The following is a 5,628-nucleotide window of genomic DNA, read 5'->3' as shown; positions in this document are numbered from 1 at the left end:
AATCAGTTGTTAAATGCCGATGTCAATGGGGCATTTAACATCATTAGAAAAGTAATTCCTGATGTCATTGACCAGGGAATAAAGGGTTTGCCGTTTAATCCTGTAGTGCTTGACCCACTTGTTAGTGAGCCAGTCGAACTACGAATGACTAAGCTTTCAGGCTTTTAAGTAAGTTTGAGTAAGTTTAGTTGAGCGGTAATAATAGAGAGATTGGTTCACTAGTGTGACAAGGTGTACCCAGAATGTCCTATTCGTTTTTGTTCCCACTATTCACCGCTGCCTTGGCTGCCTATTTCTGGCAGCAGTCCAGCGATGAGATCGCTTATCTGGCCAGTGCCGCCACGGTAATTAGTTTAGTGTTGAGTCTGGTTTTAGCTCCTTGGCAGATTCAGCTATTAATTCTCTTGACAGTTGTGATTGTCGTCACATTTTTATGGCAAGGACGAGAAGAGCAGAAGAATCTCCCCGTCCCCACTCCAGAAACCGTCGGCGAGAAAAAGTATCGTGGCGCCACCTATATCGAGCCAACAGTCACCGAGGCTCCTGTCAAGGAGCGAGGAGGTAAATATCGCGGTGCGGAGGTTAAAATCACCAATAATCCGACGGTGGCTAACCCAATTCGCTCCTCATCTCTCAAATATCGCGGCGCCGGTTCAGCAAACAAGGACCAGTAATCAGTTATCAGTTATCAGTAATCAGTTATCAGTTATCAGTTATCAGTTATCAGATTTGAGTTTTAAGTGAGTAGTATTAAATAGAAGTTTCCTACTGTCTTTTCACTGTTTACTGTTTATTGTTCACTGTTCACTGAAACTTCCCACCTATCTACTGGTCTTGAATATAAGGCTGATTATTTTTGATACAATTGTATGCCTTTTGTAACTCGATTCCCAGATAACCGATATGTTCGGGAATAATTGCGGGATTGGTAGCGGCAAGCTCACGGATTAACTTGAGGGGATTTTTGCCTTGATAACAAGCGACAACTTCCCCGCTGCCGGGGGTAGTTTGTTGGACAAGAATTTGTTCTTTTTCCACAGAAATCAAAAAGTTACCGCTAGGGTCAAAAAAGTCGCGCTGATTGACAATTTTATCGTACTGGGTGGCGATTAATCGTTCGACATTCTCCCAAGTATCATCGTATATATGGGCCGATTGACTAATAGTAATCAATGGACCCAAGGTTAAATTATACTGGGAGCGTTGATTGATTTCTTGGCAAATATGTTGCTGTAAAGCGCGCAATCCCATGGCATTTGCCGGCCAAGCGGCAAACATATCATTACTTCTAAATATTGCGGTGAGAGATAATTCATTTTCCACCACTCGCACCCAAATATGATTTAAACAGGGACTACCTCCCTTTTCGTGGTCTTTCACATCCCAGAGGGACATAACTGCACTAGCAGCATCAATTTCTGAGATTAATTTATTAATAACCTGTGCAATTTGGTCCCGGCCAAACCAAGAGCGCAATCTTTGACCGTAGGTGTATTTAACTCCTTGGTGTATAGGGGAATCATCGAGAATTTGCCCGATATATTCGGTGAGAAAAGCTCTATCTATAGGCAAATAATTAGGTTCAGGAAAATAAAAGTCTGGGGGTTCATCGGTAACAACAGCCATTAGGTCAATTAATTCTTGCCATTTACCATCATATCCTGTCGGTCTAATTGTGCCAGTGGTTTTAATCTTTTGGAGAATTTTTACCCAAGTTTCGGCAATAGTTTTTCCTTCAATGCGATGACCGTATCTTGTCCCGGGTAGGAGAGAAGGAAGATTTTCTGAGATAGGAAAGGTTAATGGTTCTCCCCAAGTTGGTAAGGGGGATTGTTTTGCATAATTTTTGACAGTTTCAATCGCTTCTGGGATGGATGTAACTGGTTGATATTGAATTGATTGACGCAATTTTTCGAGAATTTCTCGGTCAATTTCTTTGTCAATATATCCAGTGGTAGAAGAATTAATTAGCCAACATTCTTTACCTGTGTCACTTTTTCCTAACTGGAATCCTTGACTAAAAAAATCTAGCAAACATTGACAGCTACCGGAGTTCTTATCTTCCTTAGTTGCGTTGAGAATAACTAAGTATCTAACGTGGGGATTTGCGATTAAGTTTCTCAGCAGGGGACTAATTCCTCTGGTGGGACTATAAAGATTACCAATCACCGCGTATTGGTCGGGATTTAAATGTTTAGCAAGGGACTGTTTTACTGTCCATCCCGTGATAATTGCTGTTTGGCCGTGACCGCAGATTAATTGATTGGGTTTATAGTGGGGTTGGTAGGTGAATTTAGGGGTGGTTTCTGTACTAAGCATGGATTTAAATTAATCGTTCAAGATAATTAATAATATTTCGGTGAAGGTTTTCTATTGTATCACTACCATCCAGTTGTAAACAATTATCTTTATATTCTTTAAATATCTCGATAAACATTTGACGAACTTTCATTAATTTTTCTTGTTTTTCGTACACTTCTGTGATGGCTCTGTTTTTAATTCTTGCTAGAGAAATATCGGGAATAACATCGATATAAATAACTAAATCTGGATTGGGAAAATGTTGATTTAACTGCCGAACAAAAGCAAATTCTTCGGGATTATTGCAATTGTAGGCCAGGGAGGAAAAATAATAACGAGTAGTGATAACGTGGGTTTGTTCTTGGTGAATAAGTTTAAAAATGCCATCGTGATCATTATATAAGTGATCATGGCGATCAGCTGCAAATAAATAGGCCATTTGTCGGTCAAATTGATTTTGATCTTTGATATAAATAAGATTAGTTTGCATTATTTCTCGAATCAAACGACCGATGACTCCCTCGGAAGGTTCCGGACTTAAAACTGCTTTTTCCCCTCGCTTTAAAAAATATTCTTGTAAGAGTTTTGCTTGGGTACTTGTTCCCGATCCGTCAATACCTTCAAAGACAATAAATTTCGGTTTCATAATTTAATCTTCCTTCTCAATCTAATTATCTGAATAATTGTTTTAGCCAAGTTAACCAAGATTTTTTCTGGGGGATTAATTCCGTCATTTCTCCGATAATCTCTCCCATACTTCCCCAAGCATAAATATTTTTATTGAGGGATTGTATGGTTAAATTTTCTTGTAAAGCTAAACTGATAATACTAATCATTTCTGCTGCTTGATTACCGACTATTTGCGCTCCCAGTATTTTACCATCTTGTCGGTAGATTAATTGACAAAATCCCGTGGTTTCCCCCCAGATTTGCTGTGGGACCATATTTTTAATTGGATAGTTGATCATCTTTACCTCCTTACCATAGCTGTCCTGGGCTGCTTTTCCAGTTAAACCCACCCAAGCAATAGCAGGATCGAAAGCAATAAATGAGGGAATTTGCTCGGGATTAAAGTTAAATTTTTCTCCCGTGAGCAGATGCTTGACTAACCCAAAAGCAGCCCGGTGATTTAAAGTAGGATCGGGATAATTATTTCTGAGCAAATTTAGGGCATAAATGCGGGAATTATCGGTTTGTAATTGCTGATTAACCCTAATTAATCCCTCCTCTAGTTTAACTCCCACCCCGGCCAAATTTAATCCCTGTTCATTGACTTGATAATTACCGGCAAAAATGAGATCATCAACTTCGATAACACGATTGTCTAATTGTAACCATTTTTGACCCTCGATCGCTTTCACTTGACTAGGACAATAGCCTGGTAAAATCTTAATTCCTTCCGCTTCTAAAATGGCAGTAACTAAATGGGAGATTTCCCGATCAATATCCGGCAGTAGATAATTATCCTCGATAATTAAGCTAATTTCTTTCCCCAAACGTCGGAGAATTTGCGCTAAACTCACAGCCATGCTGCTGTTGCCAATAATCGCTAAATGTTGTCCCAACTTGTCTAAATTTGGCTCTTGCCAAAGGGTTTGAGCGGTAAAATAATTAACTTTATCTAAGCCGAAAATTTTCGGGACTTGCAGATAAAAACCAGTAGCGATAAGATAGTGTTTAGCCAACAATTGCCGACCATTAACCACAAATCCTAAATGGGGCAGCCGGACAAATTCCCCCCCACCCAGGATAACATCTATTCCTTCCGTGGCTAATCTCGCTAAAGAATGATGTTTATTAATAGTTTTATCTACTTCCTCTAACCATTGCCGCAACTGTTGCCATTGGGGATAAATGGCCGTTTCTTGCCAATGATTCAGCAGTTTATAGAGATGGATAATTTGGCTGTAGCCCTTGCTAAAAATGTCCTCAGATGCCTCTAAATTGCCGCTATAAGGCTGTTGCACTAAGGCCACCCTTTTTTTGAGGTGAACAGCCAACAAAGCCGCTTCTATCCCCGTAGGAGTGGCACCGATAATTACTAAGTCGTAAACCACAAATATAAAGTAAAAAGTCAAAAGTCAAAAAAGGTGTTGGGGGTTTTGGGGTGTTAGGGTGTTAGGGTTTAAGGGTTTTAGTTGAAATTCCCCCACTTCCCCACTTCCCCCCGCAACGCGCACGAAGTGGTCTCCCCATTTCCCCATTCCCCCACACCCCACACCCTACACCCTACACCCTCTTTCAAGTCAGGAGTCGGAATTCAGGAGACAGTATTCAGGAATCGGAAACTTAACACTTAAAACTCAAATCTGATAACTGATAACTGATTACTGATAACTGATAACTGATTACCGGCGCCGGTCTTGCAGTTTTTTATAGACATCTCGCAGGGGGACTTGATGATAGGCGAGGGCGACGAGGGTATGATAAAAAAGATCGGCCACTTCTGAGGCAATAGCATCGCCATCATTATCTTTGCAGGCCATGACCACTTCTGCCGATTCTTCGCCGATTTTCTTGAGAATTTTGTTATCTCCCCCGGCCAAAAGTTTACAGGTGTAGGATTCCGGATGAGGCTCGTCTCTGCGATCGCAAATTACCTTAAACAATTCCGAGAGGGTGTCGGCCGCTGGCGGTGATTTTTGCCAATTTACCTGGTGAAAACAGCTTCTTTCGCCGGTATGACAGGCGATATCACCGATTTGCTCAATAGTCAGTAAGATAGCATCACTATCGCAATCGTAGCGAATTTGACGCACCTTTTGGATATGGCCAGAAGTAGCGCCCTTGTGCCATAATTCTTGACGAGAACGACTCCAGTACCATGCTTCCCCAGTGGTGAGGGTTTTTTCGAGGGATTCCCGATTCATCCAGGCCATCATTAACACTGTAGCATCAAGATAGTCTTGAGCGATCGCCGGTACTAAACCCTGGGGATTATAAGCGATCGCGTCGAGGGGAATAGCGGAGAGTAAAGAGGACATCAGTTTTTCGCGGTCAAGAATTATGCTGGGATAAATTACCCAAAGCTTAATTATATAGCCTTGAGGAATTCCCCTAAATGGCCGCAGAAAATTACATTAACCGTGAGTGAGGAAAGTTTACATTTCTTAAGATAGACAAGAAAATTTCCGTCCGACCAGTTAATTAGCTGGTTATAATTAAATTGTTTGTTGAGACGAGGCAAGAGGCAACCCCCCCAACCCCTTAGGGCTGTTTCATTCTCCCATCAGAATATCAAAAGTAAAAGCGATCACTGTCAGGTAAAATGAGGAGTGACCGGCAACTTTTCAAATATATGTTGAGCTTAATAGAAAAACTGAAACA

Annotated in this window: 5 protein-coding genes; 1 reads left to right on the top strand and 4 read right to left on the bottom strand. The window is 41.1% G+C overall.

Annotation, left to right across the window (positions count from 1 at the left end; all coding sequences use genetic code 11):
* Positions 1-242 precede the first annotated feature (242 nt).
* Positions 243-674, top strand: coding sequence for a DUF4278 domain-containing protein (locus EWV68_RS06970; RefSeq protein ID WP_287169302.1), 432 nt, complete (start codon positions 243-245; stop codon positions 672-674).
* 151 nt (positions 675-825) lie between these two features.
* Here the strand turns inward: EWV68_RS06970 and EWV68_RS06965 are convergent, their stop codons facing one another.
* The 4 genes from EWV68_RS06965 to hisIE form a co-directional block, all read right to left on the bottom strand.
* Positions 826-2,319, bottom strand: coding sequence for a thymidylate synthase (locus tag EWV68_RS06965; RefSeq protein ID WP_287169301.1), 1,494 nt, complete (start codon positions 2,317-2,319; stop codon positions 826-828).
* Between the two features lie 4 nt (positions 2,320-2,323).
* Positions 2,324-2,947, bottom strand: a complete 624-nt coding sequence (gene tmk, locus EWV68_RS06960) for a dTMP kinase (RefSeq protein WP_061432499.1) — start codon at positions 2,945-2,947, stop codon at positions 2,324-2,326.
* A gap of 25 nt (positions 2,948-2,972) precedes the next feature.
* Positions 2,973-4,358, bottom strand: a complete 1,386-nt coding sequence (locus EWV68_RS06955; RefSeq protein ID WP_287169299.1) for a dihydrolipoyl dehydrogenase family protein — start codon at positions 4,356-4,358, stop codon at positions 2,973-2,975.
* 291 nt (positions 4,359-4,649) lie between these two features.
* Complete coding sequence (hisIE, locus tag EWV68_RS06950; RefSeq protein WP_149988172.1) at positions 4,650-5,285, bottom strand: bifunctional phosphoribosyl-AMP cyclohydrolase/phosphoribosyl-ATP diphosphatase HisIE; 636 nt, start codon at positions 5,283-5,285, stop codon at positions 4,650-4,652.
* Positions 5,286-5,628: the final 343 nt, after the last annotated feature.

The sequence above is a fragment of the Microcystis sp. M_QC_C_20170808_M9Col genome, from assembly GCF_007095495.1.
Classification (GTDB): domain Bacteria; phylum Cyanobacteriota; class Cyanobacteriia; order Cyanobacteriales; family Microcystaceae; genus Microcystis; species Microcystis aeruginosa.
The sequence above is the reverse complement of the archived record's forward strand: the minus strand, read 5'-3'. Positions and strand labels throughout refer to the sequence as shown.